We start from the raw sequence: 23775 nt of genomic DNA on the forward strand, positions 1-23775 counted from the left end.
CGCGCATGGCTGTCAAGACACTCGCGGACCTGCTCGGCGAGGGGGTCGAGGGCCGGGGCGTGCTGGTGCGCTCCGACCTGAACGTGCCCCTCGACGACCAGGGACAGATCACCGATCCCGGCCGCATCATCGCCTCCGCGCCGACCATCAAGGCGCTCGCCGAGGCGGGCGCCAAGGTCGTCGTCACCGCGCACCTCGGCAGGCCGAAGGGCGGACCCGACCCGAAGCTGTCGCTGGCGCCGGTGGCCGCCAGGCTCGCCGAGGAGCTGGGCCGCAACGTGCAGCTCGCCGGTGACGTGGTGGGCCAGGACGCGCTGGCGCGGTCGGAGGGCCTCACCGACGGCGACGTGCTGCTGCTGGAGAACATCCGCTTCGACCCGCGCGAGACCAGCAAGGACGACGCCGACCGGGCCAAGCTGGCCGCGGCGCTGGTCGAGCTGGTCGGCGACGACGGCGCGTTCGTCTCCGACGGGTTCGGCGTGGTGCACCGCAAGCAGGCGTCGGTGTACGACGTCGCGCAGGCGCTGCCGCACTACGCGGGCACGCTGGTCGCGGCCGAGGTGGACGTGCTGGCCAAGCTCACCGAGAATCCGGACCGGCCGTACGCGGTCGTGCTCGGCGGTTCCAAGGTCTCCGACAAGCTCGCGGTCATCGAGGCGCTCGCGCCGAAGGTCGACACGCTGGTGATCGGCGGCGGCATGTGCTTCACCTTCCTTGCCGCACAGGGCCTTTCGGTGGGCGCCTCGCTGTTGCAGGAGGAGATGGTCGACACCTGCAAGCGGCTGCTCGAGCAGTACGCCGACGTCATCCATCTGCCGCGCGACATCGTGGTGGCCGACAAGTTCGCCGCCGACGCGGAGTCGAAAGTGGTTCCGGCGCACGAGATCCCGGACGGCTGGCTGGGCCTGGACATCGGCCCGGATTCGGTGGACCGCTTCTCGGTGCTGCTGACCGAGGCGCGGACCGTGTTCTGGAACGGGCCGATGGGCGTGTTCGAGTTCGAGAAGTTCGCCGCCGGCACCCGCGGGGTGGCCGAGGCGATCGTGACGGCCACCGGCAAGGGCGCGTTCACCGTGGTCGGCGGCGGCGACTCGGCTGCGGCCGTGCGTGCGCTCGGCCTGCCGGAGGACGGCTTCTCGCACATCTCCACCGGCGGCGGCGCGTCGCTGGAGTACCTGGAGGGCAAGGAACTGCCCGGCATCGCGGTGTTGGAGGACTGAGCATGGCACGCAAACCGCTCATCGCGGGCAACTGGAAGATGAATCTCAATCATCTCGAGGCCATCGCTCTGGTGCAGAAGATCGCATTCGCGCTGCCGGAGAAGTACTTCGACAAGGTGGACGTGGCGGTGATCCCGCCGTTCGTCGACATCCGCAGCGTGCAAACGCTGGTCGAAGGCGACAAGCTGCTGCTCACCTACGGCGGCCAGGACGTCTCGGTGCACGAGTCGGGCGCGTACACCGGCGAGATCAGCGCGAGCATGCTCGCCAAGCTGGGCTGCACCTTCGCCGTGGTCGGGCACTCCGAGCGGCGGCAGTACCACAACGAGGACGACGCGACCGTGCTGGCCAAGGCCAAGCAGGCGCTCAAGCACGGGATCACCCCGATCGTGTGCATCGGCGAAGGCTTGAACATCCGCGAGGCGGGCACGCACGTCGAGTACAACCTCGAGCAACTGCGCGGTTCGCTGAAGGGCCTGACGGCGGAGGAGATCTCGAAGATCGTCATCGCCTACGAGCCGGTGTGGGCGATCGGCACCGGCAAGGTCGCCACCCCCGCCGACGCGCAGGAGGTCTGCGGCGCGATTCGCGGGGAACTGGAGAAGCTCGCCTCGCCGGAGGTCGCGGCGGGTGTCCGCGTGCTCTACGGCGGGTCGGTGAACGCCAAGAACGTCGGAGAACTGGTCGCGCAGACCGATATCGATGGCGCACTGGTCGGCGGCGCTTCGCTCAAGGGTGACGAGTTCGCCACTCTGTCCGCCATCGCCGCGGGCGGCCCGCTGCCCTGACCCCGGGCACTACTCGACAGCCCGGTATCGCTGCTCCCGCGATGCCGGGCTGTCGCGCGTTTCCCAGCGGTGAACCGCCGGAGCGGTCCGGTCGTGCGATGATGACGCGGCTCGAATCGCCGGTCGGACAAGGATTTCCGTGATGCCACGCAAGCTGTACGCCGCACTTCCGGTCGCGTTCGTCGCGCTGGCCACCCTCGCCGGTTGTTCCGGAGACACCACGCATGACGAGCACGCTCACCACGACACGGCGTCCGCCACCGCGGCGGCGCAGCCGCCGCAGCAGCAGGACGCCGGGCACCGCAGGCTGAACCAGCTCGTGGGGGAGTGGAAGGGCGAGAAATCGACCTACATCGCGGGTGGCACGGCGGAGAATCCGATCAGGAGCGAGATCGTCTCGCGGTGGGAATGGATCGCCGAGACCGGCGGCAACTTCCTGCGGGAGCAAGCGGAGGGCACCTTCGCGGACAGACCGTACTACCGGCTCGGTCTGCTCGGATTCGCACCGACGGACAACCGCTACGAGTGGACCACCGTGGACAGCGTCACGCCGATGACGATGAGTTACAAGGGTGCCAAGAACAGCGGCGGCGATCCCGATATCGTCATGGCCGGTGAATTCACCGATCCCGGTGTGCTCGGCCCGCAGTTCGTGGGCAAGACCATTCCGATGCGCACGGTGATCCGCCCGGAAGTGGCCGATCGGGTGGTCATGGAGATCTACTTCGCGCCGCCCGGTGAGGCGGAGCGGGTCGCCGATCGCGTGGTGCTCACACGGAGGAAGTAGCGGGCGCGCTCACTGCGCGTGCAGGACCAGGCCTGCGCCGTTGTCGTTGCGCAAGGTCAGCGTGTCGGCGTCCACGGCGGCGGTGGTCTTGCCGTCGAGGGCTTTCAGCACGGCCTGTTCGACTTCCATCACCTCCGGCGAGCACATCATCTTCGTGGTGGCGATCCGGAAAGTGATCCCGGTACCGGACACCTCGGCGCTGCCGGTCATGCGGTTGCATCCGGCGTTGCCGGAGACACCGCCGTCCTCGGCGATGACGAGCGTGGGCTGCGCCTCGTCGAGGGCCCGTGAGCGGATCTGGCTGTTGTCGGTGATGAGCGCGCCGATCAGCCACGGCGTGCCCTTGACCGGTTTGTCCGGCCGGGCGACCTTCTTGTCGAGCAAGGTCACGGTGCGGTCGGGGCTGTGCAGCATCAGCCGCGCGTCGTCGAGCCGCCAGCTCGGCTCGGAATTCAACAGCCCGCTGAGCCATTCGTCGGCGCCGCGCCGCTCGTCCTCGCAGGCCATGAGGGTGGTGGCCAGACCGGAGACGTGCAGGACGTGCTCGTCGAAGGAGACCGCGCCGGTGAATTTGTTGCAGCCCGCGTCCGCGGCGACGCGGCTGTCGGTGAAGCCCAGCGTCAGCGGTCCGCCGCCGGGAATCGGCGTGCCCTGGACATCGGTCGAGATGAAGGTGCGGTCCGCCGGAGTCGATTCGTCGGCGCCCCGCTTCGGTTCGCCGCCCGAGCACCCGGTGATCGCGCAGAGGGCGAGCAGGACGACGGGTCCCAGTCGCGCCGAGTGTGCCACCATGCGGCGATGCTACCGATGTCGTGCCGTCCCACCAGGATTTCGGCGATCGCGGCGGCTTCGCGGGAGGCAACCGCACCTGGGCGGAAACCGGAATGCATGGGATGACTCGCCGCGCCTCGTACTAATATCTGTGCCGTGCACCGGTGCTTCCCCATCACCCCGCCGCCCGCCTCCTGAGCGAGGTGTAGGTATCCAGCGCGCCACCCAGCGGTGAGCGCGCCCTTTTCGGCATCACTGCGCACCTCGCTTCCGCGACCCCCTACCCCTCTCGTCGCAGGAGCGCGAATCTCGATGTCCTCATCTGTGTTCTCGACCGGCCGTTCGGGGCTGGTCCACCTCGTCGGCGCCGGAATCCTCTGGGGTACCGGAGGTCTGCTCGGCACGCTGTTGCACCGGGCCACCGGGTTGTCACCGGTCGCGGTGGCGACCTGCCGGCTCGCCGTCGGCGGGTTGCTGCTGGTGGCGCTGCTGATGAGTACGCGGCGGCCGTGGCCGCGCGACCCGCTGGCGTGGCGGCGGATCGGCGCGGTGGCCGTGCTCGCGGCGGTGTTCCAGGCGGCCTATTTCGCCGCCGTGACGACCTCGTCGGTGAGCCTCGCCACGTTGATCACGATCGGCATGTCGCCGGTGATCGTCGCCGCGCTGGAGCATTGCACCGGAAGACGTGCGGTGGACAGGCTACGGGCGGTAACCATCGGCATCGCCCTCTGCGGCCTGGCTCTGCTGGTCGGCGTCCCGGCCGGCCACCCGGGGGCAGGCGGGTTGCTGGCGGGCGCGGTGCTCGCCTCGACGGCAGCGGCGGCGTTCGCGACGGTCACCGTGATCAACGCCACGCCCGTCCCCGGCCTCGACGCGATGACCATCACGGGCCTGGGGTTCACCGGAGGCGCTGTGCTGCTGGCTCCGCTCGCGGCGGCGAGCGGTGTCGCGTTCGACCCGACGCCGCACGGCGTCGCGTTGGCGCTGCTGCTGGGGCTGGCGCCGACCGCCGTGGCCTACACCCTGTACTTCCGTGGGCTCGCCGCGGCCGGTCCCGGGCTCGCCGCGGTGCTCGCCCTGCTCGAGCCGCTCACGGGAGCGGTGCTGGCGGCGGTGGTCCTGGGCGAGCGCCTCACCGCGCCGGGGCTGGCCGGCGCCGCCCTGCTCATCCTGGCGGTGCTGCTCGCGGCGAGGCAGTCGCGACCGGCGGCGCCCGCGCAGGACATGGCGTCGAGCCGGTGTTCGTCCCGCGACTAAACTCCGGCGGGTGACCACTGCCGCGACGACGCCGATTTCCACCTGGGCGCCGCTGCGTTCTCCGGTCTACCGGGCGCTGTGGGTGGCGCAATTGGTGTCGAACCTCGGCACGTGGATGCAAACCGTCGGCGCGCAGTGGATCATGGTCGATCAGCCCAACGCGGCGGCGCTGGTGTCGTTCGTGCAGACCGCGATCACGCTGCCGGTGATGCTGCTGTCCATCCCGTCCGGCGTGCTCGCCGACCTGCTGGATCGGCGCAGGCTGCTGCTCGGCGCGCAGTCCACGATGGCGGTGCTGGCCATGATCCTTGCGGTCTCGACCGCCACCGGGCACACCACGCCCGCGGTGCTGCTCACCTTGTTGTTCCTGCTCGGCTGCGGCCAAGCGCTGACCGCGCCCGCCTGGCAGGCCATCCAGCCGGAACTGGTCCCGCGCGAGCAGATCCCGGCGGCGTCGGCGCTGGGCAGCATGAACATCAACATCGGAAGGGCGGTGGGTCCCGCGCTGGCCGGGGTGCTGGTGTCGCTGTCGGGGCCGACGCTGGTGTTCGCGCTGAACGCGGTGTCGTTCGTCGGCATCGTCGCGGTGCTGACGGTGTGGCGCCGCCCCGCGACCGATCGGCGGCTGCCCACCGAGCGCCCGCTGGCGGCTTTGCAGGCGGGCACGCGGTTCATCCGGGCTGCGCCCGCCATTCGCCGGGTGCTGTTGCGCTCGATCCTGTTCATCGCGCCCGCCAGCGCGGTGTGGGCGCTGCTGCCGGTGGTCGCGCGGGATCAGCTCGCGTTGTCCTCGTCCGGGTACGGTCTGATGCTGGGCGCGCTCGGCATCGGCGCGGTGCTCGGCGCGGCGGGGTTGTCGCGGTTGCGCGCGTGGCTGACCCCCACGCAGCGGTTGACCGTCGCCGCGATCCTGTTCGGACTGGCGACGGCGGGCAGCGCGCTGCTGCGCGTCGTGCCGGTGGTGCTCGTGCTGCTGGTGTTCGCGGGGCTGGCCTGGCTGCTGGCGATGTCCACCATGAACTCGACCATGCAGTTGCTGCTGCCGTCCTGGGTGCGTGCCCGGGGACTGTCGGTGTACCTGCTGGTCTTCATGGGCGGGCAGGCGATCGGCTCACTGGTCTGGGGTCTGGTCGCCGACGCGATCGGTACGGTGCCCGCGCTGCTGTGGGCCGCGGCGCTGCTGGCGTTCTGCGCGGTGAGCACGGTGTGGCTGCCCATCCGCAACGATCCCGAACTGCTCGATCTCACCCCGTCGGCGTTCTGGCCGGAACCCCAGCTGGTGGTCGAACCCGATCCCGACGACGGTCCGGTGCTGATCCTGCGCAACTACGACGTCCCGGAGGGGTGCGTCGAGGAATTCCTCGCCGCCATGGCCTTCGTCGGGCGATCCAGGCAGCGCACCGGGGCGATGGAATGGCGCCTGTATCGCGACGTCGGGGTGATCGATCGCTATGTCGAGGCGTTCGTCGTGCGCTCCTGGGCCGAGCACATGCACCAGCACCAGGTTCGGCTCACCGCCCAGGACCAGCTGCGCGAAGAGGCCGTCGCGAAGTTCAGCGCCGCCGAAGGGGAGCAGGTGACCCATCTGGTCGCCGTCGACCGGCGCTAGGGTCGGCCGAGTGCCTGATTCGGTGCCGTCGCACCGACCGCATACACTGTCCGGCATGCGGATGTTCCTGGATATCCTCCTGATCATCACCAGTGTGCTGCTGGTGCTGCTGGTGCTGCTGCACCGCGCCAAGGGTGGAGGTCTGTCCAGCCTGTTCGGCGGCGGCGTGCAGTCCAGCCTGTCCGGGTCCACCGTCGTGGAGAAGAACCTCGACCGCGTCACCATCTTCACCGGCGTCATCTGGCTGATCGCCATCCTCGGCATCGGCCTGGAGATCAAGTTCGCCTGATTCCCGCGGTCACCGCGCCCGCTGGTCGAGGCGGTGGACGCGCCCGTCGATGTCGGTGAACCCGTAGTACTCGGCGAGGTCGGCCACCGGCCAGGGAAGTCCGGTGCGGGAGCGTCGGCCCGCGTCGGTGGCGAGCGCGACGACGGCGCGGCCGGTGAATCGCGGCGTCTGCGCGTCGCCGAGGTCGAAGGTGCCCTCGCCGGGCAGCGTGACCAGCCGCCTGCCCTCGGCGTCGGCCGGAACCAGTTGCAGCAGTTCGGTATTCACGATGCCAGGCCAGAGCGAGACCACGGTGACCTCGGTGCCGGCGAGATTCTGCGCCATGTCGGCGGTGAGCCGGTCCACGGCGGATTTCGCGACGCCGTACACCGCGTTGTGCATGTACCGGCGCGCGCCCGGCGACGAGATGTTGACGATCAGCCCGCCGGACTCGATCAGCAGCGGCGCGGCGAAGTAGCTTGCCACGTAATGGGATCGCACGCCCACGTCGAACGACTCGTCCCAGGCTGCCGGCGGGACCTCCCAGAACGGCTTGCCCAGCCAGCGGGCCGCGGCGGGGGAGTTGTAGACGTTGTTGACCAGCACGTCGAGTCTGCCGTGTTCGGTGCGGATCAGCTCGAACAGCCGCTCCACCGCGTCGTCGTCGCGGTGATCGCACACGAACGGGATGCCGGTTCCGCCCGCGGCATCGATTTCCGCGGCCGTGGCGTGTACGGTGCCTGGGAGTCGTCCCTGTGCCGCCGAGCGGCCGGTGACGAGCACCGTGGCACCCGCCGCGCCCAGCTCCAGCGCGATGCCCTTGCCGATGCCGCGGCTGGCGCCGGTGACCACCGCGACCTTGCCTTCGAGCCTTTCGGGTATTCCGCTCACGAAACCGGAACACTACCGTGAAACGATAACGTGTTCTAGCTTTTGGAGGTCCGTGTGGAGCTGACGCATCGGTTCGTGACGACCGGCGGGGTCCGGATGCACGTCGCCGAGCAGGGAACCGGGCAACCGGTGGTCTTCTGCCACGGCTTCCCGCACACCTGGTACATCTGGCACCGTCAGCTGCCCGCGGTGGCGGCGGCCGGGTACCGCGCCATCGCGCCGGACCTGCGGGGTTACGGACGCACCGATGTCCCGGCCGACCCGGAGGCGTACACCAATCGCGCGGTCTGCGGTGATCTGCTCGCCCTGCTCGACGACATCGGCGCGGAGCGAGCGGTGTTCGTCGGCTTGGACTTCGGCGCGGCCCTGGTGTGGGAACTGGCTTTGCGCGCGCCGGAACGGGTGCGCGGGGTCGTCGTCCTGAACAATCCGTTCGCGCCGCGTCCGCCGCGCATGCCGTCGCAGCTGTGGGCCAAGGCGGCGGCTCGGCATTTCCTGCACCTGCATTACTTCCAGACCCCCGGCGTGGCGGACGCGGAACTGGGCGCGCGGCCGGGGGAGTTCCTCGCCCGCGTGTACCACGCGCTCAGCGCCGACTACCACTACCTCGACACCTGGCGTTTCCCCGCCGAGGGCACCGGCTACCTCGACGTGCTGCCGCAGGCCCCCGCGCTGCCGTGGCGATGGCTCGGCGCGGACGAACTGGACACGCTGACAGCGGATTTCGAGCGCACCGGGTTCACCGGCGGATTGAACTGGTACCGCAACCTCGACCGCAACTGGGAACTCACCGCCGACTACGCGGACGCGAAAGTCACTGTGCCCGCCTACTTCCTGTACGGCGACCGGGATCCCGACATGGAAGGTTTCAGCGGCCGCGATCCGCTGGCCACCATGCGCGCGCACGTCGCAGACCTGCGCGCGGTGACCCAGATCGCCGACGCCGGCCATCTCGTCCAGTTGGAGCGGACCGAGCAGGTGAACGCGTTGCTCACCGCTCATCTGGCCCATCTGGCCGAGCATCCGGCCGTGCTTTCGGCCTGAGCGAATCCTCCACGGGCTCAGCCGCGTTCGGTGTCGGTGGGCACCGCTATTGTTCGGTGAATGAGTTATGGCCTGAGCATCTACGTCGTCGAGCTGGACCGGATCAAGGGCGCCATCGGGTCCCGGGACGACAAGCTCCGGCGGATGATCGGCGGCCGGTTCAAAGCCCAGCTCACCCATGACGACGACTGGTTCGCCGAGGAGATCGCGGCCGGCGCGCCCACCCGCTACGAGGCGGTGCGCGCCGTCATCGACGGCGGCCCGTTCGACCCCGCCTACGGTTTCCAGTACGGCTACGCCTTCCAGACGATCTGCCAGTTCTACGGCCGCTTCGTGGACAATCGCTACTTCTCGGCGTTCCGCGGCCGCTGGCTCGACCACGTCGACGACGGTCTGGCCACGCTCGGCATCAAAGCGGTCGGCGTCCGATCGTTCATGTACCACTCGCTGCCGCCTTCGCTGCCGCAGCCCGACGAATTGCCCGGCTACGGCGAGTGGACGCCCGAGCAGTGCGCGGAAGCGCTGGTGCAATGGGAGTCGACCACGCCACCGCAACGCGAGGAGGTCGACCACGAGGTGCTCGCCGCCATCGAGTCCTGCGTCGCGTGGATCCGGGAGGCGCAGGCGCGTCCCGGCTGGGGTGTCGCCGGGTTCTTCTACTGACCGCGGGCCTAGCGGTATTCCTCGGCCAGCTTCGGATAGTCCGACCAGCGCGGCAGCGGTTGGTAGTCGAGGTAGGCGGTGAGACGGTCGAGCAGGTACTGCCAGCGCGGGCCGATGGCGCCCGCGTCGGCGGGGCAGACGTGGCGGCGGGTCAGTTCCACGGTGGTGACCACGCCGACCTGGGTCATCCGGACTTCGAGTAGGCAGCCGTCGATGTGCACGACCAATTCGTGCGGCGCCTGGCAGTGGTCGACGCGCACCGCGACCGGGCCCGACACGGGACCGTCGAACAGGTCGATGGTCAGGTTGCCGTTGCCGCCGGAGACCGCGCCGAGCCAGCGGGCGAGCTGGCCGCGCTCGGTGGCCGCCGACCACACCTCCAGCACGGGCTTGTGGAACGACCGCAGATAGTGCAGAAGCACCAGGTCGCCGTCGGCCGTGTGCTCGTGCTCCGGCCGTACCTCGCCGAGCATGGACATCGTGGTCATCGCGAGTCCTTTCCGCTGCTGGTCACCGTGTTCTCACTGTATTTATTTCCACTATTTCCCGGCCGAATCGAGTTTCGCGGAATGCCGGGCTTCGGCGCGCCGCGTTCGCGCGGTGGTCGCCTCGCCCAGCAGACGCAGGGCCGCGGCTTCGATCCGATCCTCGTCGAGGAGCACCGTCGCGGCGGCCGGACCCAGAGGCACGAAACTGTCCTCGCTGGTCACGCGCGCCGAACGGCCGGTGAAACCGGCATCGATCAGCGCGGCGCACACGGCCTCGGCCACGCCTCCGCTGCGGCGGGTCTCGTCCGCGACGAGGACCCGCCCGGTCGCGCGCGCGTGGCGCAGCAGATCGTCCACCGGCAGCGGAGCGAGCCAGCGCAGGTCGAGTACCCGTGCGTGAATACCGTGCCGAGCCAGACGCCGCGCTGCGCGCAGGCTCATCGGCACACCGTTGGCGAAGCCGACCAGGGTCAGATCGGCGCCGTCACCGTAGACGCGGGCCCGGCCGATCTCGGCGTACCCGGCGGCGGACGGGCGCGCCAGCCACTCGTCGTCGCCGGGACGGTGCAGGTCACGCGTGTGATACAGCGCGATCGGCTCGAGATACAGGCACACTCTGCCGTCCACGCGGGCCGCCGACACGCACGTGCGCAGCATCGCCGCGGCGTCGTCGGCGCGGGCGGGGGAGGCCAGCACGACGCCGGGGATATCACGCAGCGCGGCCACCGAGTTGTCGTTGTGGAAATGGCCGCCGAAGCCTTTCTGGTAGGCGTATCCGGCGATCCGCACCACCATGGGATTGCGGTAGCGGCCGTCGGAGAAGAACGACAGCGTGGCCGCCTCGCCGCGGATCTGGTCGGCGGCGTTGTGCAGGTAGGCGAGGTACTGGATCTCCGGAATCGGCACGAACCCGGCCAGCGCCGAGCCCAACGCGGTGCCGAGGACGCTCTGCTCGTCCAGCAGGGTGTCGAACACCCGGCGCGCGCCGAACGTCTTCTGCAGACCTTTGGTCACGCCGTACACACCGCCCTTGCGGCCGACATCCTCCCCGAAGACGAGCACGTCGCGATCGCGTGCCAGCATGCTCGCGAGGGTGTCGTTGATCGCCTGCGCGATGGTCATCTGCTCGGTGCGCTCAGCGCCGTTCCGGCGTGGCGCACCGGGGCCGGCGTTCGCGTCCGGGGGGTGTTCGCGATCGTTGTGCGGCAGCGGGCCGGTTCGGAGCGCGTCGGCGCGCACCAGCGCAGGGCGGGCGCGCGCGATCGGGGCGATCACGGCCGCCGCCGAGGCGAGTTTCGGTTCGGCCGAGACGCGTTCGGCGGCCGTGGCGACGCGGCGGCCGATGGCGGCATACCGGTCCAGCACGTCGGCCGGTGTGGCCACGCCGGACTCGATCAGCAGTCGCGCGGTGGCCAGGACCGGATCGCGGGCGAGGTCGGCGGCGATCTCGGCGGGACGGCGGTAGGCGGTTTCGACGTCGGATCCCGCGTGGCCGAGCAGGCGCACGGTCCGCAGGTGCAGGAACGCGGGCGCGCGCCGGTCCCGCACCCACCGCGCCGCGGTGTCGGCGGTGGTCAGCGCGTCGACGGCGGCGCAACCGTCCGCGGCGAACCACGCCAGGCCGGGGCGGCTGCCGTAGGCCTGCCGAATCCACTCCGGTGGGGTGGGAACGCTGATCCCGATGCCGTTGTCCTCGCAGACGAACAGGATCGGCATGGCGATCCCTTGGCGGGCCGTGTGGATCGCGGCGTTGATCGCGCCGGCCGCGGTGGAGTGATTGGCCGACGCGTCGCCGAAACTGCACACCACCACCGCGTCGGCGGGCCAGGGACACGGGACATCGAGCCGGGCCGCGCGATCGATCGCGAACGCCAGCCCGACGGCGCGCGGGAGGTGGGAGGCGATGGTCGAGGTCTGCGGGATGACGTTGGCGTCGGCGCTGCCGAACACCTTGTGCCGCCCACCGGAAATCGGGTCCGCCGCCGCGGCCACCACCCCGAGCAGGACGTCCCGGATGGGATCGAGCCCTGGCACGCGCCGGGCCCGGTGCACGAAGAACGCCCCCGATCGGTAGTGCAGCAGGGCGGGATCGGTGACCCGCAGTGCGGCCGCGAGAGCGGCGTTGCCCTCGTGGCCGGACGATCCGATGCTGTAGTAGCCCTGCCGGGCGCCGCCGAGGCGGCGTGCCGCGAAATCGAGATGCCTGCTCGTCGCCTGCGCTTCGAACAACTCGAGGCATGCCGCGCCGGTGATCGCGCCGCCGGGTGCGATCGGCTGATGCGCCGCGCGGCCGGGGCGCGGCGCGAGTGCGGCGACGGAGGCCCGGAACCGCTCGTCCAGCTCGACTGCCTGATCGGTCACCGACCGATCATCTCGTAAACTCCGCCGTTCGTCCGGGAGATCTGACGGTGTTCTTACGAAAACCGAGGGTGACGACAGGCGGATTTACGAGATGACGGACAGTAACTCAGCGCAGGGCGGACGCGGCCTCCTGATCGAGCAGCCACGTGGTGGAGTCGATGCCCGTCGCACCTGCCGCAGGCACCTCCACCGGGTCCGCGCCGCCGATGGCCGCGGCCACTGCCTCGGCCTTCGCCGCGCCGCCGACCACCAGCACGACGTGCCTGCTGCGGCGCACCGCGGGCAGGGTCAACGTCACCCGCACCGGCGGCGGCTTCGGCGAATTCGTGACGGCGACGACGAGTTCGTGCGCTTCCCGCACCGCGTCGGTATCCGGGAACAGCGAATTCACGTGCCCCTCGCCGCCCATGCCGAGCAGGTGCAGGTCGAACGCGCCGTGTTCGGCGAGGTGGGCGTGCACCGTCGCGGAGTACTCGGCGGCGGCTTCCACCGGATCGGGGTACTCGCCGTCGGACACGGCCACCGGGTGCACGCGCGCCGGATCCAACGGCACGTGGTCGAGCAGCGCCTGCCTGGCTTGCAGGTCGTTGCGCTCGGGATCGTTCGCGGGCACGAAACGCTCGTCGCCCCAGAACACCTCGACCCGGGACCAGTCGATGTCGCCCGGCGCCTTGCGCACCTGCTCGAGCAGGGCGATGCCGGTGCCGCCGCCGGTCAGCACCACCGACGCCGAACCGCGCTCGGCCTGTGCGGCGACGACCACCGAGACGAACCGGGCCGCTGCGGCGGCCACCAGCGACTCGGTGTCGAGATGCACCTCGACGGTGTCGCTGGGGAACGGCGAATCGGTGTGCTCACTCATAGATCACCCTTTCGATTCCGGCCAGCGCCTCGGCGTAGATCTCGTCCGCGTCCAGCCTGCGCAGATCCTCGGCGAGGCAGTCGCGAGTCTCCCTGCGCGCCAGCGCGATGCGCTGCACCGGTTCGCCGGTGCGGGTCAGCGTGGCGGTGCGGCCGGTCTGCGGTCGTTCGATCGCGATGGAGACGGTGGGCCGATGCAGCTCCACCCGCAGCGGGCCGGTTCGCCTGCGCACGGGGCAGTCCAGCCGGGCGGCCAGCCAGCCGGCCAGCATGTCCAGGGCAGGCTCGTCGCGCAGCCCGGACACCGTCACCGAGTCCACCGGTTCGAACGGCGGCTCGTCCATGGCCGCCGCCAGCAGGGCACGCCAGTAGGTGATCCGGCTCCACGCCAGATCGGTGTCGCCGCTGGCATAGGACTGCAGTCGTCTCTTGATCGTCGCCTGAGGATCGGCCGCGAAGGTGGCGTCGGTGATGCGGCGGCCCGCCAGGCGCCCCACCGAATCCTTGGACGGGAACTCCGGCGCTCCGCGCGGCCACCAGGCGACCACCGGAGTGTCCGGCAGCAGGAACGGCGTGACGACGCTGCTTTCGTGGCTGACCAGTTCGCCTTGCAGCCGCAGCACGATGACCTCGGCCGCGCCCGCGTCGCCGCCCACGCGGATCTGCGCGTCCAGCCTGGTGGGCGCCTCCCGGTCGCCGCGCGCGAGCACCACCACGCGGCAGGGGTGCTCGCGGCTGGCCTCGTTCGCCGCCTCGATCGCGTGCTCGGCCTCGGAGCTGTCGAGCGTGCACACCACCAGCGTGAGCACGCGGCCCATGGTGATCACGCCGTTGCTCTCGCGCAACTTCACGATGCGCTTGGTGACCTCGCCGGTCTTGGTGTCGGGCATGTCGACGATCACGGGCGCCGCCATTCTCGCCCGGTACGGGCGATCATCTCGTCCGCGGACGACGGGCCCCAGGTGCCCGCCTCATACGGCTCCGGCCTTCCCGCCGCGGCCCAGTGGTCGAGCACCGGATCCAGGATGCGCCAGGACAATTCGACCTCCGCGTTCACCGGGAACAGCGACGGCACCCCGAGCAGCACGTCGAGGATCAGGCGTTCGTAGGCCTCCGGCGAGGACTCGGTGAACGCCTCGCCGTAGCTGAAGTCCATATTGACGTCGCGTACCTCCATGCTGGAGCCCGGCACCTTGGAGCCGAACCGCGTCGTGATGCCCTCGTCCGGCTGCACCCGGATGACCAGCGCGTTCTGGCCGAGTTCCTCGGTCATGGTCTGGTCGAACGGCAGGTGCGGGGCCCGCTTGAAGATCACCGCGATCTCGGTGACCCTGCGGCCGAGCCGTTTGCCGGTGCGCAGGAAGAACGGCACACCGGCCCAGCGGCGGGTGTCGATCTCCAGCCGGATCGCGGCATAGGTCTCGGTCTTGGAGTTCGGGTCGAACCCTTCTTCCTCCAACAGGCCGACCACGTGCTCGCTGCCCTGCCAGCCCTCGGTGTACTGGCCGCGCGCGGTGGTCTCGTCCAGCGGTTCGATGAGCCTGGTCGCGGAGAGCACCTTGATCTTCTCGGTCTGCAATTGCTTGGGCTCGAAGCTGATCGGCTCCTCCATGGCGGTGAGGGCAAGCAGTTGCAGCAGGTGGTTCTGGATCACGTCCCGCGCGGCCCCGATGCCGTCGTAGTAGCCAGCGCGTCCGCCGAGGCCGATGTCCTCGGCCATGGTGATCTGCACGTGGTCGACGAAGTTGGCGTTCCAGATCGGCTCGTACTGCTGGTTGGCGAAGCGCAGCGCGAGGATGTTCTGCACCGTCTCCTTGCCGAGGTAGTGGTCGATGCGGAACACCCGCTCTTCCGGAAACACCCCGTTGACCAGCGCGTTGAGTTCCTGCGCGCTCTTCAGGTCGTGCCCGAACGGCTTCTCGATCACCACCCGCCGCCAGGGCTTGCGCGCGGCGTCGGGCCCGGTGGTCTGGGCCAGACCGTGAGCGCAGAGCTTGTCGAGCACGAGCGGGAACATGTTCGGCGGAATCGACAGATAGAACGCGTGATTGCCGCCGGTGCCGCGTTCCTTGTCCAGCGTGGTCAGGGTGTCGGTGAGCCGGTCGAAGGCCGCGTCGTCGTCGAAGGTGCCCTGGACGAACCGGATGCCCTCCAGAAGCTGATCCCAGACCTCCTGGCGAAAGGGGGTCCGCGCGTGCGCCTTGACCGCCTCCAGCACCACTTGGGCGAAGTCCTCGTCCGCGTAGTCGCGGCGCGCGAAGCCGACCAAGCCGAAGGCCGGGGGCAGCAGCCCCCGGTTCGCCAGGTCGTAGATGGCCGGCATCAGCTTCTTCCGAGACAGGTCACCCGTGACGCCGAAGATGACCATGCTGCACGGTCCTGCGATGCGCGGAAGCCGTTTGTCCCGTTTGTCCCGCAGCGGGTTGTGCCATTCGGCCGCGTCGGGCCGATCCTCGGCCGCTGTCCCGGCCATCGATCAGCCGTTCCCGGTCGACGCCGACTTCAGCTCGTCGGCGGTGGCCGAAAGCAGCTCCTCCCAGGACTTCTCGAACTTGTCCACGCCCTCGCGCTCGAGCACCGCGAACACGTCGTCGAGGTCGACACCCACCGCGGCGAGCCGATCGAAGACCTCCTTGGCCTCCTCCGCCTTGCCGCTGACCGTGTCGCCACTGATCACGCCGTGATCGGCGACGGCCTGCAGCGTCTTCTCCGGCAGCGTGTTCACCGTGTTCCCGGCGACCAGCTCGGTGACGTACATCGTGTCCGGGTACTCCGGGTTCTTCACGCCGGTCGACGCCCACAACGGCCGCTGCCGATTCGCGCCCGACGCGGCCAGGGTCTGGTACGTGGAGGTGTGCTTGCCGCCGTCGAACACGTCCTGGTACTCGGCGTAGGCCAGACGGGCGTTGGCGATGCCCGCCTTGCCGCGCAGCGCGAGCGCCTCCTCGGTGCCGATCGCCTCGAGCCGCTTGTCGATCTCGGTGTCGACGCGGGAGACGAAGAACGAGGCGACGGAATGGATCTTGGCCGGGTCGTGCCCGGCGACCTTGGCCTTCTTCACGCCTTCCAGGTAGGCGCCCATCACCGCGCGGTAGCGCTGCACCGAGAAGATCAGCGTGACGTTCACGCTGATGCCCTCGGCGATCACGGCCGTGATCGCGGGCAGGCCCTCCTCGGTGGCCGGGATCTTGATGAACAGGTTGGGCCGGTCGACGATCTTCCACAGTTCGACCGCCTGCGCGACGGTCTTGTCGGCGTCGAACGCCAGGCGCGGGTCGACCTCGATGGACACCCGGCCGTCCACGCCGCCGGTCGCCTCGAAGACCGGAGCGAACACGTCGCAGGCCGCGCGGACGTCATCGGTGGTGATGGTGCGGATCGCGGCGTCGGCGTCGGCGCCCTGCGCGGCAAGGTCTTTCAGCTGGCCGTCGTAGGCGTGCCCCTGGCTGAGCGCACCCTGGAAGATCGTGGGGTTGGTGGTCACCCCCACGACGGACCTGGTCTCGATCAGTTCGAGCAGGTTGCCGGAGCTGATCCGGTCCCTGGACAGATCGTCGAGCCATACGGACACTCCCGCCGCCGAGAGGGCGGCGAGATTCTCGTTCTGAGCCATGAGCGCTTATCCCTTCACGTTCTCGAGCGTGCGCTGCGCGGCGGCAACGACGGCTTCCGGAGTGAAGCCGAATTCGCGGAACAGGGTCTTGTAGTCGGCGGAGGCGCCGAAGTGCTCGATCGACACGATCTCGCCCGCGTCACCGGCGAACCGGTGCCACGGCATCGCGATACCGGCTTCGACGACGACGCGCGCGGCGATCGCGGGCGGAAGCACTTCGTCCCGGTAAGCCTTGTCCTGCGCGTCGAACCACTCCACGCACGGCATCGACACCACGCGGGTGGCGATGCCCTGCTCCTCCAGCGTAGTGCGGGCGGCGACCGCGAGCTGCAGCTCCGATCCGGTGGCGATCAGGATCACTTGCGGTGTGCCCGTGGACGCCTCGGCCAGGATGTAACCGCCCTTGGACACGCCCTCGTAGCTGGTGCCCTCGAGAATCGGCAGATCCTGGCGGGTCAGCGCCAAGGCGGACGGGCCGTCCTGGTGCGGCGGCTCGGACACCGAGAAGTGCGAGCTGTGCTCGCTGCTGTCGCGCTCGAGGATGGTGCGCCAGGCGTAGGTGGTCTCGTTGGCGTCGCCGGGGCGGACCACGTTCAGGCCCGGGATGGCGCGCAGCGCGGCCAGCTGCTCGATCGGCTGGTGGGTGGGGCCGTCCTCGCCCAGACCGATGGAGTCGTGGGTCCAGACGTAGATCGCGGGCACCCGCATCAGCGCGGCCAAGCGCACCGAGGGGCGCATGTAGTCGCTGAACACCAGGAAGGTGCCGCCGTACGGACGGGTCGGGCCGTGCAGCGCGATGCCGTTGAGGATCGCGCCCATGGCGTGCTCGCGGACGCCGAAGTGCAGGGTGCGGCCGTACGGATCGGCCTTCCACATGCCGGTGGAGATCGACTCCGGCCCGAAGCTGCGCTGGTCGGGCATGGTGGTGTTGTTGGACTCGGCCAGGTCGGCCGAACCGCCCCACAGCTCCGGCAGCACCGGCGCCAGCGCGGCGAGCGCCTTGCCGGACGCCTTGCGCGTGGCCATGCCCTTCGGGTCCGGTTCGTAGCTGGGCAGATTCGCGGTCCAGTTCTCCGGCAGCCGCCGCGCGAACAGGCGGTCGAACAGCGCCTTGTTCTCCGGGTTGGCCGCGGCCCACGCGTCGAAGGACTGCTGCCACTGCTCGTGCGCCGCGCGGCCGCGCTCGATGGCTTTGCGGGTGTGCTCGATGACGGCCGGGTCCACGTCGAAGCTCTTGTCCGGGTCGAAGCCGAGGATCTTCTTGGTGGCGGCGACCTCGTCCGCGCCCAGGGCGGCGCCGTGGGCGGTGCCGGTGTTCATCTTGCTGGGGGCGGGGTAGCCGATGATGGTGCGCAGCACGATGATCGAGGGCTTGCCGGTCTCGGCCTTGGCCGCTTCCAGCGCGGCCTCGATGGCGACGACGTCTTCACCGCCCTCGACCACCTGCACGTGCCAGCCGTATGCCTCGTAGCGCTTGGCGACGTCCTCGGTGAACGCGATGGTGGTGTCGTCCTCGATGGAGATCTTGTTGTCGTCGTAGATCACGACGAGATTGCCCAGCTGCTGAGTGCCGGCGAGGGACGACGCCTCGGAGGTGACGCCCTCCTCGAGGTCGCCGTCGGAGGCGATGACGTAGATGAAGTGGTCGAACGGGCTGGTGCCCGGCGCGGCGGCGGGATCGAACAAGCCGCGCTCGCGACGCGCCGCCATCGCCATGCCGACCGACGAGGCCAGGCCCTGGCCGAGCGGGCCGGTGGTGATCTCGACGCCGTCGGTGTGCCGGAACTCGGGGTGGCCAGGGGTGAGCGAGCCCCACTTGCGCAGGTTCTTCAGGTCGTCCAGTTCCAGGCCGTAACCCGCCAGGTACAGCTGGATGTACTGCGTCAGGCTGGAGTGACCGGCCGACAGCACGAACCGGTCGCGGCCGACCCAGCTCGGATCGCTCGGATCGATGCGCATGGTGCGCTGGTAGAGCGTGTACGCCAGCGGCGCCAGGCTCATCGCGGTGCCGGGATGGCCGTTTCCGGCGTTCTGCACCGCCTCGGCGGCCAGAACCCGGATGGTGTCGACAGCCTTGGTGTCCAGATCCGTCCAGTCGTCCGGGTGGTTCGGCTGAGTGAGGGCGCGGATGTCGTCTGTGATCGACACGACCGAGGTTCTCCTGACATTGGTTCGTCGACGGCGGTGGGTTTCTAGCGGCGAAGTTCGCGCGGCAGCTACGGCGTGCTGACCGGGTATACCCACCTACCCTAGATGTGCCCACTGACCGGCACACCATTAACCCTGTGTTGGTTTCCCGGGCCGGGTTTCGCTGCATGTTCGCGCGTGCGCGGCACATGACGGAGAGGCGTACTCGTGATTCGCCTCCAGCATGTGCCACTCGTGAGTTCCGGAGCGCCCTGGACCGGGGAGGTGGGGAAGGTCGGAGTGGTGCGTGGGGGCGTCGTGTTGCGGCGGTGTAGTGCGGGGGCGACGGGAGGGGGGAGCGCGGCGGGGGTCTACCATCCTTTGTAGTAGTAGTCGCGCCGCACCGGTCGGAGGGGGCGCCGGGGCGGACGGAAGTCCGGCGCGGGCACACCCGTAACCATCGGGAGGAGTGCACTGCTGGTCGATGCCGGATGCGATGCACAGCGTGCGAGGAGAGACAGTGCGGATTGGGCAACAGCCGGGTGGCGATGGTGCGCACGGCTCCTCCGCGACGGCGCTGGCCGACCGGTTCACTGGTCCCGGCCTACCGTCCCGGCTGATGCGGCGGGTGCTGGCCTATATCGCGCTCACCAAGCCCAGGGTCATCGAGCTGCTGCTCGTCGCCACGATCCCGACCATGCTGCTGGCCGACCGCGGCACCATCGACATCCGGCTGATCCTGGCGACCCTGTTCGGCGGCTGGATGGGCGCGGCGAGCGCGAACACGCTCAACTGCGTCGCCGACGCCGATATCGACAAAGTCATGAAGCGCACCGCCAAGCGGCCGCTGGCCAGGGAGGCGGTGCCCACCCGCAACGCCTTCGTGTTCGGCGTCGCGCTCGGCGTCGGCTCGTTCGCCTGGCTGTGGTGGCAGGCGAACCTGCTCAGCGGCGTGCTCGTCGTCGCAACGATCCTGTTCTACGTCTTCGTCTACACGCTCGGCCTCAAGCGCCGCACCTCGCAGAACGTGGTGTGGGGCGGCGCGGCGGGCTGCATGCCGGCGCTGGTGGGCTGGTCGGCGGTGACCGGCGGCATCGGCTGGCCCGCGATCGCGCTGTTCGGCGTCATCTTCTTCTGGACCCCGCCGCACACCTGGGCGCTGGCGATGCGCTACAAGGAGGACTACCGCGCGGCGGGCGTGCCGATGCTGCCGGTGGTCGCCACCGAGCGGACCGTCACCAAGCAGATCGTCGTCTACACCTGGCTGACCGTGCTCACCACGCTCGCCTTGGTCCCCGCCACCGGCGTGATCTACGCGGCGGTTGCGCTGGTGGCCGGAGCGTGGTTCCTGCTCATGGCCCACCAGCTGTACGCGGGCGTGCGGCGCGGCGAGTCGGTGAAGCCGCTGCGGCTGTTCCTCCAGTCGAACAACTACTTGGCCGTGGTGTTCTGCGGCCTCGCGGTGGACTCGGTGCTCGGCTGGGACACCGTCGGCAGCTTCTTCAGCTGAGCGCGCCGAGGTAGCCGTCCGGCCGCACGAGCACCCGGGTGCCCTCGGTCGCGGCGTAGGCCGCGTGGGCGTGTCCGTCGACGTCCACCACGTGCGATCCCGCCACCTGCTGCCCAGGGCGCACCACCGCGTACGCGTGCGGCCCTGCCTCCGCTTGCGCGCCGAAGGACAGCACCGTGGCGTGCGGCCCCCGGAACAGGTCGAACAAGCGGACGGGCCGCCCGGTCTCGTCCTTCACCGGTGCGTCCGGCGCGCGATCGCCGACTGCGAGCGCGGCGCGCTCGGCCGGGTCGCGGTAGCTGATGTTCAACTGCTGGGTCTCCGGTCCCCGTTCCATCGCGTCCTGCTCGCCCTCGACCAGTTTGTCCAGCAGTTCGGAGCTGAGCCCGAGCACCCCGGCGGCCACGGTCCTGCGCTCGGCCTCGTAGCTGTCCAGCAGCGTGTCGTCGCCGGCGAGCGCGGCGGCCAGCTTCCAGCCGAGGTTGTAGGCGTCCTGGATGCCGGTGTTCATGCCCTGGCCGCCGGTGGGCGGATGCGCGTGCGCGGCGTCGCCGGCCAGGAACACCCGGCCGTCGCGGAAACGCCGCGCCAGGCGGATGTTCGGGCGCCACACGGTGACCCAGGTCAGGTCGCTGAGGGTGACGTCGTCGCGCCCGCAGTAGCGGTCCACGTACTCCTGTAGCAACTCGAGGCTCGGCTCGGCGTCGCCGGTCAACGGCGCGGCGAACTGGAACTGGCGTCCACCGGGCAGCGGGGACAACGCGATGCCCCGCATCGGCTCGTCGGCGTCGGCGAACCAGTAGCCGAACTCGTGGTCGAGCGCGTCGGCGCGCACGTCGCCGAGCAGCATGCGCAGCGATTCGTCGGTGCTGCCCTCGAACGGGATGCCGAGTGTCCTGCGGACGGTGCTCTTGCCGCCGTCCGCGCCGATCAGGTAGGCGGCGCGCACGGTCTCCCGCCTGCCGTCGCGTTCCAGCGTCGCGGTGACGCCGTGGTCGTCCTGCGTGAAGCCGGTGAGCGCGGTCGCGAGTTCCACCCGCACGCCGAACTCGGCCAGCCGCTCGCGCAGGACGGCCTCGGTGCGGGACTGGCCGAGCACCCACAGGTTCGGGTAGGGGACGGCGGGCGTCGGCTCGACGGGCTCGCTCATCCGGCGTTCGGTGACGAACTCGCCGCCCAGATGCACGCGCATCACCGGCGTCGGCATTCCGGCCGCCAGCACCGCGTCCAGCACCCCCAGGTCGTCGAACACTTCGAGGGTGCGCGGCTGGATGCCGTCGCCCCGGGAGCCGGCGAAGAACGTGGCCGCCTTGTCCACGATCCGGACGGGGATGTCCCGGCGCGCGAGATCGAGGGCGAGGGTGAGGCCGGTGGGTCCGGCGCCCGCGACGAGGACGAGCTGTGTCATGGCGTACTCCTGATGAATCAAAATTCAGTGAATGCGAATTCAGTGTCATGCTTGGTACGTTGCGTTGTCAAGGAGGTGAGGTGGGTGTCGATGAGTCGCAGAGAGAAGTCGGCCGAAACCGAGCAGGCGTTGAAGGCCGCGGCGTTGCGGTTGTTCGCCGAGCGCGGCTACCTGAACACCAAGATCACCGACATCACGAGCGCCGCAGGACGGGCGGCCGGGTCGTTCTACAACCACTTCGCGAGCAAGGAAGAACTGCTGCAGGCGCTGCTGAACGATTTGGCGGCGGCGGGGGACGAGCGCGCGGAAGGTCCCGGTCACAACCCGGATTTCAGCGACCCCGACGCGGTGCGCTATCACATCGCCGGGTACTGGACCTTCGCGCGAGAGCACGCGCCCGTGCTGCGAGCGGTGAACCAGGCGGCGCTGGTCAACGAGGAATTCGCGCGGATGGTCGCGCGGTTCGGCAGTCGGCAGCGCGCGGACATCGCCGACCACGTGGAGGGATTCGCCGACCGGGGACTGCGGCTGCCGAGCACCCCGGATGCCAGCCTGGCGATGATGTTCCTGCTCACGCAGAGCCTGCTGGCGGCGGTGGAGGAAGGGAACGTCGAACTGACCGACGAGCAGGCCGTCGAGGGCCTGACCCGTTTCGTCTATCGCGGTCTCACCGGCCGCGACTACTGATCCGGCGGTGGACGATCCGCCGGATCGCCCGCCGCCGTCGGCTCACGGCAGCAGGACGATGGAACCCGTGGTCTTGCGGCCTTCCAGGTCGCGGTGGGCCCGCTCGGCGTCGGCGAGCGGATAGGTCGCGCCGATTCTGATGTTGAGCGTGCCCTTGGCGATGGCGTCGAGCACGTCGCCCGCGCGCCAGGTGAGCTCGGCGCGGTCCCTGGTGTAGTGCGCCAGCGTCGGGCGGGTGACGAACAACGACCCGCCGGCGCTGAGGCGTTGCAGGTCGAACGGCGGCACCGGACCGCTCGCGCCCCCGAAGAGGGCGAGCATGCCGCGCACGCGCAGCGCGGCGAGGCTGGACTCGAAGGTCGCCGCGCCGACGCCGTCGTAGACCGCCGCCACGCCGACGCCGTCGGTGAGTTCGCGCACCTGGTCGGCGAGTCCGTCGCCGTAGCGCAGCACCTCGTCGGCTCCCGCCGCGCGCGACAGCGTCTCCTTCTCGTCGGAGGACACCGTCGTGATCACCCGGACGCCGCGGGCGGTGAGCAGTTGGGTCAGGATCAGCCCGACACCGCCCGCGCCCGCGTGCACGAGCACCGCCTCCCCGCGCTCGGGCCGGTAGATGGACTCGATCAGATAGTGCGCGGTCATGCCCTGCAAGAGGGCCGACGCGGCGACGGGAGGATCGACGCCGTCCGGCACCCGGATGGCGACGGCGGCGGGCACCGCCACCTTCGGGGCGTAGCTGCCCGGCGCTGCGGCCCAGGCCACCCGGTCGCCGACCGCGAACTCGGTGACCTGCGAGCCGACCTCGGTGACGACGCCGGTGCCTTCCGAGCCGGGGATGTAGGGGACCGCCTGCGGATAGCGCCCGGTGCGGATGTAGGTATCGATGAAGTTGATGCCGATCGCCTGCGTGTCGACCAGGAGCTGATCCGGCGCGATCCGCGGATCGGGCACCTCCACGTACTTCAGGACCTCGGGACCACCGTGTTCGGAAACCTGAATGGCGTGCATGAGATCCAGTTCTACACCCGAGCGGCGGGCGCGCTGCCTACCGGTCGGTAAACTGCGTGCCATGAGTGCTGAAACCGCCACGGCGCCGCAGAAGCTGTCGGGCGCCCTCGTCGAGTCCGTCAAGGGGTTCGTCGCCGATCACGGACGTTCCGCCACGGCCGTGCTCCAGCCGATCGGTCGCGCGGGTGTGCGTGTCACCCTGGTCGGCGCCGACGGTGTGCTCGGTGACCGGGTGGTCCCGGACCTGGAGACGGCCAAGGAGCTGGTCGCCACGATCGACGGTCTCACCGAGGCCGACGAATGGGATCGTGAGCTCACCTCGATCGTCACCCCGCGCAAGGGCCACTGGGCCAAGATGGCGGGCTGGGTCGCCAAGCAGGCCCGTTTCCCCAAGGCGCGCAACGAGAAGTGATC

General features: G+C 69.9%; 22 protein-coding genes. 11 read left to right on the top strand and 11 right to left on the bottom strand.

All coding sequences use genetic code 11. The features are described 5' to 3' along the window. Nucleotides 1-5: 5 nt before the first annotated feature. The 3 genes from U3653_RS13635 to U3653_RS13645 all read left to right on the top strand — a co-directional run bounded on the left by U3653_RS13635 (nucleotide 6) and on the right by U3653_RS13645 (nucleotide 2795). On the top strand, nucleotides 6-1220 hold the full coding sequence (locus tag U3653_RS13635) for a phosphoglycerate kinase (protein ID WP_195080226.1): 1215 nt from the start codon (nucleotides 6-8) through the stop codon (nucleotides 1218-1220). A gap of 2 nt (nucleotides 1221-1222) precedes the next feature. Further along, nucleotides 1223-2008, top strand: coding sequence for a triose-phosphate isomerase (gene tpiA, locus U3653_RS13640; RefSeq protein WP_195080225.1), 786 nt, complete (start codon nucleotides 1223-1225; stop codon nucleotides 2006-2008). A gap of 142 nt (nucleotides 2009-2150) precedes the next feature. Further along, nucleotides 2151-2795, top strand: a complete 645-nt coding sequence (locus U3653_RS13645; RefSeq protein WP_195080224.1) for a DUF1579 family protein — start codon at nucleotides 2151-2153, stop codon at nucleotides 2793-2795. 9 nt (nucleotides 2796-2804) lie between these two features. Here U3653_RS13645 and U3653_RS13650 read toward each other — a convergent pair whose 3' ends face one another. Beyond that, on the bottom strand, nucleotides 2805-3587 hold the full coding sequence (locus U3653_RS13650; RefSeq protein ID WP_195080223.1) for an META domain-containing protein: 783 nt from the start codon (nucleotides 3585-3587) through the stop codon (nucleotides 2805-2807). 291 nt (nucleotides 3588-3878) lie between these two features. Here U3653_RS13650 and U3653_RS13655 point away from each other — a divergent pair, with 291 nt between their 5' ends. The 3 genes from U3653_RS13655 to secG are packed head-to-tail and all read left to right on the top strand — an operon-like array spanning nucleotide 3879 to nucleotide 6721. After that, nucleotides 3879-4823: a DMT family transporter gene (locus U3653_RS13655; protein WP_195080222.1), complete on the top strand. Its 945-nt coding sequence runs from the start codon at nucleotides 3879-3881 to the stop codon at nucleotides 4821-4823. A gap of 10 nt (nucleotides 4824-4833) precedes the next feature. Continuing rightward, entirely contained in the window at nucleotides 4834-6432 is a 1599-nt protein-coding gene (locus U3653_RS13660) for an MFS transporter (RefSeq protein ID WP_195080221.1), read from the top strand. Between the two features lie 55 nt (nucleotides 6433-6487). Further along, the gene (gene secG, locus U3653_RS13665; RefSeq protein ID WP_039798855.1) at nucleotides 6488-6721 is read left to right on the top strand and encodes a preprotein translocase subunit SecG; all 234 of its coding nucleotides are present in this window, start codon (nucleotides 6488-6490) and stop codon (nucleotides 6719-6721) included. A gap of 9 nt (nucleotides 6722-6730) precedes the next feature. On the opposite strand, the gene U3653_RS13670 is transcribed toward secG, so the two are convergent. Further along, entirely contained in the window at nucleotides 6731-7591 is an 861-nt protein-coding gene (locus tag U3653_RS13670) for an SDR family NAD(P)-dependent oxidoreductase (protein WP_195080220.1), read from the bottom strand. Between the two features lie 96 nt (nucleotides 7592-7687). On the opposite strand from U3653_RS13670, the gene U3653_RS13675 reads away from it, so the two are divergent. Next, on the top strand, nucleotides 7688-8635 hold the full coding sequence (locus tag U3653_RS13675) for an alpha/beta fold hydrolase (protein WP_195080317.1): 948 nt from the start codon (nucleotides 7688-7690) through the stop codon (nucleotides 8633-8635). 60 nt (nucleotides 8636-8695) lie between these two features. Next, complete coding sequence (locus U3653_RS13680) at nucleotides 8696-9298, top strand: DUF7691 family protein (protein WP_195080219.1); 603 nt, start codon at nucleotides 8696-8698, stop codon at nucleotides 9296-9298. Nucleotides 9299-9306: 8 nt separating this feature from the next. Here the strand turns inward: U3653_RS13680 and U3653_RS13685 are convergent, their stop codons facing one another. The 7 genes from U3653_RS13685 to tkt form a co-directional block, all read right to left on the bottom strand. Continuing rightward, nucleotides 9307-9786 (bottom strand): SRPBCC family protein, encoded by a 480-nt coding sequence (locus tag U3653_RS13685; RefSeq protein ID WP_195080218.1) that lies wholly within the window; start codon nucleotides 9784-9786, stop codon nucleotides 9307-9309. A gap of 51 nt (nucleotides 9787-9837) precedes the next feature. Beyond that, entirely contained in the window at nucleotides 9838-12147 is a 2310-nt protein-coding gene (locus U3653_RS13690; RefSeq protein ID WP_195080217.1) for a transketolase C-terminal domain-containing protein, read from the bottom strand. A gap of 106 nt (nucleotides 12148-12253) precedes the next feature. Beyond that, on the bottom strand, nucleotides 12254-13009 hold the full coding sequence (gene pgl, locus U3653_RS13695; RefSeq protein ID WP_195080216.1) for a 6-phosphogluconolactonase: 756 nt from the start codon (nucleotides 13007-13009) through the stop codon (nucleotides 12254-12256). Continuing rightward, entirely contained in the window at nucleotides 13002-13910 is a 909-nt protein-coding gene (gene opcA, locus U3653_RS13700) for a glucose-6-phosphate dehydrogenase assembly protein OpcA (RefSeq protein WP_195080316.1), read from the bottom strand. The genes pgl and opcA overlap by 8 nt, the downstream gene beginning before the upstream one ends. Further along, on the bottom strand, nucleotides 13907-15481 hold the full coding sequence (gene zwf, locus U3653_RS13705; RefSeq protein WP_195080215.1) for a glucose-6-phosphate dehydrogenase: 1575 nt from the start codon (nucleotides 15479-15481) through the stop codon (nucleotides 13907-13909). Before zwf ends, opcA begins: the two co-directional genes overlap by 4 nt. A gap of 3 nt (nucleotides 15482-15484) precedes the next feature. Next, the gene (tal, locus tag U3653_RS13710) at nucleotides 15485-16621 is read right to left on the bottom strand and encodes a transaldolase (RefSeq protein WP_195080214.1); all 1137 of its coding nucleotides are present in this window, start codon (nucleotides 16619-16621) and stop codon (nucleotides 15485-15487) included. A 6-nt stretch (nucleotides 16622-16627) separates the two neighbouring features. Continuing rightward, nucleotides 16628-18769: a transketolase gene (tkt, locus tag U3653_RS13715; protein WP_195080213.1), complete on the bottom strand. Its 2142-nt coding sequence runs from the start codon at nucleotides 18767-18769 to the stop codon at nucleotides 16628-16630. 499 nt (nucleotides 18770-19268) lie between these two features. Between tkt and U3653_RS13720 the strand changes: the two genes are divergently transcribed. Next, complete coding sequence (locus tag U3653_RS13720) at nucleotides 19269-20258, top strand: heme o synthase (protein WP_397068632.1); 990 nt, start codon at nucleotides 19269-19271, stop codon at nucleotides 20256-20258. Here U3653_RS13720 and U3653_RS13725 read toward each other — a convergent pair. After that, nucleotides 20251-21666, bottom strand: a complete 1416-nt coding sequence (locus tag U3653_RS13725) for an FAD-dependent monooxygenase (RefSeq protein ID WP_195080212.1) — start codon at nucleotides 21664-21666, stop codon at nucleotides 20251-20253. The two genes, U3653_RS13720 and U3653_RS13725, sit on opposite strands and share 8 nt — an antisense overlap. Before the next feature lie 90 nt (nucleotides 21667-21756). On the opposite strand from U3653_RS13725, the gene U3653_RS13730 reads away from it, so the two are divergent. Next, complete coding sequence (locus U3653_RS13730; protein ID WP_195080211.1) at nucleotides 21757-22353, top strand: TetR/AcrR family transcriptional regulator; 597 nt, start codon at nucleotides 21757-21759, stop codon at nucleotides 22351-22353. 42 nt (nucleotides 22354-22395) lie between these two features. On the opposite strand, the gene U3653_RS13735 is transcribed toward U3653_RS13730, so the two are convergent. Then, entirely contained in the window at nucleotides 22396-23361 is a 966-nt protein-coding gene (locus tag U3653_RS13735; protein ID WP_195080210.1) for a quinone oxidoreductase family protein, read from the bottom strand. Nucleotides 23362-23422: 61 nt separating this feature from the next. On the opposite strand from U3653_RS13735, the gene U3653_RS13740 reads away from it, so the two are divergent. Beyond that, a complete protein-coding gene (locus U3653_RS13740) occupies nucleotides 23423-23773 on the top strand; it encodes a hypothetical protein (RefSeq protein ID WP_195080209.1) in 351 nt (116 codons plus the stop codon). Nucleotides 23774-23775: the final 2 nt, after the last annotated feature.

The sequence above is a fragment of the Nocardia implantans genome (genome assembly GCF_035544775.1).
GTDB classification, from domain to species: domain Bacteria; phylum Actinomycetota; class Actinomycetes; order Mycobacteriales; family Mycobacteriaceae; genus Nocardia; species Nocardia implantans.

Coding starts and splice junctions, on each gene's coding strand:
- U3653_RS13655 (WP_195080222.1), top strand. CDS start 3,879: ATGTCCTCATCTGTGTTCTCGACCGGCCGTTCGGGGCTGGTCCACCTC.
- tpiA (WP_195080225.1), top strand. CDS start 1,223: ATGGCACGCAAACCGCTCATCGCGGGCAACTGGAAGATGAATCTCAAT.
- U3653_RS13675 (WP_195080317.1), top strand. CDS start 7,688: ATGCACGTCGCCGAGCAGGGAACCGGGCAACCGGTGGTCTTCTGCCAC.
- U3653_RS13725 (WP_195080212.1), bottom strand. CDS start 21,666: ATGACACAGCTCGTCCTCGTCGCGGGCGCCGGACCCACCGGCCTCACC.
- U3653_RS13680 (WP_195080219.1), top strand. CDS start 8,696: ATGAGTTATGGCCTGAGCATCTACGTCGTCGAGCTGGACCGGATCAAG.
- tal (WP_195080214.1), bottom strand. CDS start 16,621: ATGGCTCAGAACGAGAATCTCGCCGCCCTCTCGGCGGCGGGAGTGTCC.
- U3653_RS13635 (WP_195080226.1), top strand. CDS start 6: ATGGCTGTCAAGACACTCGCGGACCTGCTCGGCGAGGGGGTCGAGGGC.
- U3653_RS13645 (WP_195080224.1), top strand. CDS start 2,151: ATGCCACGCAAGCTGTACGCCGCACTTCCGGTCGCGTTCGTCGCGCTG.
- U3653_RS13730 (WP_195080211.1), top strand. CDS start 21,757: ATGAGTCGCAGAGAGAAGTCGGCCGAAACCGAGCAGGCGTTGAAGGCC.
- U3653_RS13740 (WP_195080209.1), top strand. CDS start 23,423: ATGAGTGCTGAAACCGCCACGGCGCCGCAGAAGCTGTCGGGCGCCCTC.
- U3653_RS13650 (WP_195080223.1), bottom strand. CDS start 3,587: ATGGTGGCACACTCGGCGCGACTGGGACCCGTCGTCCTGCTCGCCCTC.
- secG (WP_039798855.1), top strand. CDS start 6,488: ATGCGGATGTTCCTGGATATCCTCCTGATCATCACCAGTGTGCTGCTG.
- U3653_RS13685 (WP_195080218.1), bottom strand. CDS start 9,786: ATGACCACGATGTCCATGCTCGGCGAGGTACGGCCGGAGCACGAGCAC.
- U3653_RS13735 (WP_195080210.1), bottom strand. CDS start 23,361: ATGCACGCCATTCAGGTTTCCGAACACGGTGGTCCCGAGGTCCTGAAG.
- pgl (WP_195080216.1), bottom strand. CDS start 13,009: ATGAGTGAGCACACCGATTCGCCGTTCCCCAGCGACACCGTCGAGGTG.
- zwf (WP_195080215.1), bottom strand. CDS start 15,481: ATGGCCGGGACAGCGGCCGAGGATCGGCCCGACGCGGCCGAATGGCAC.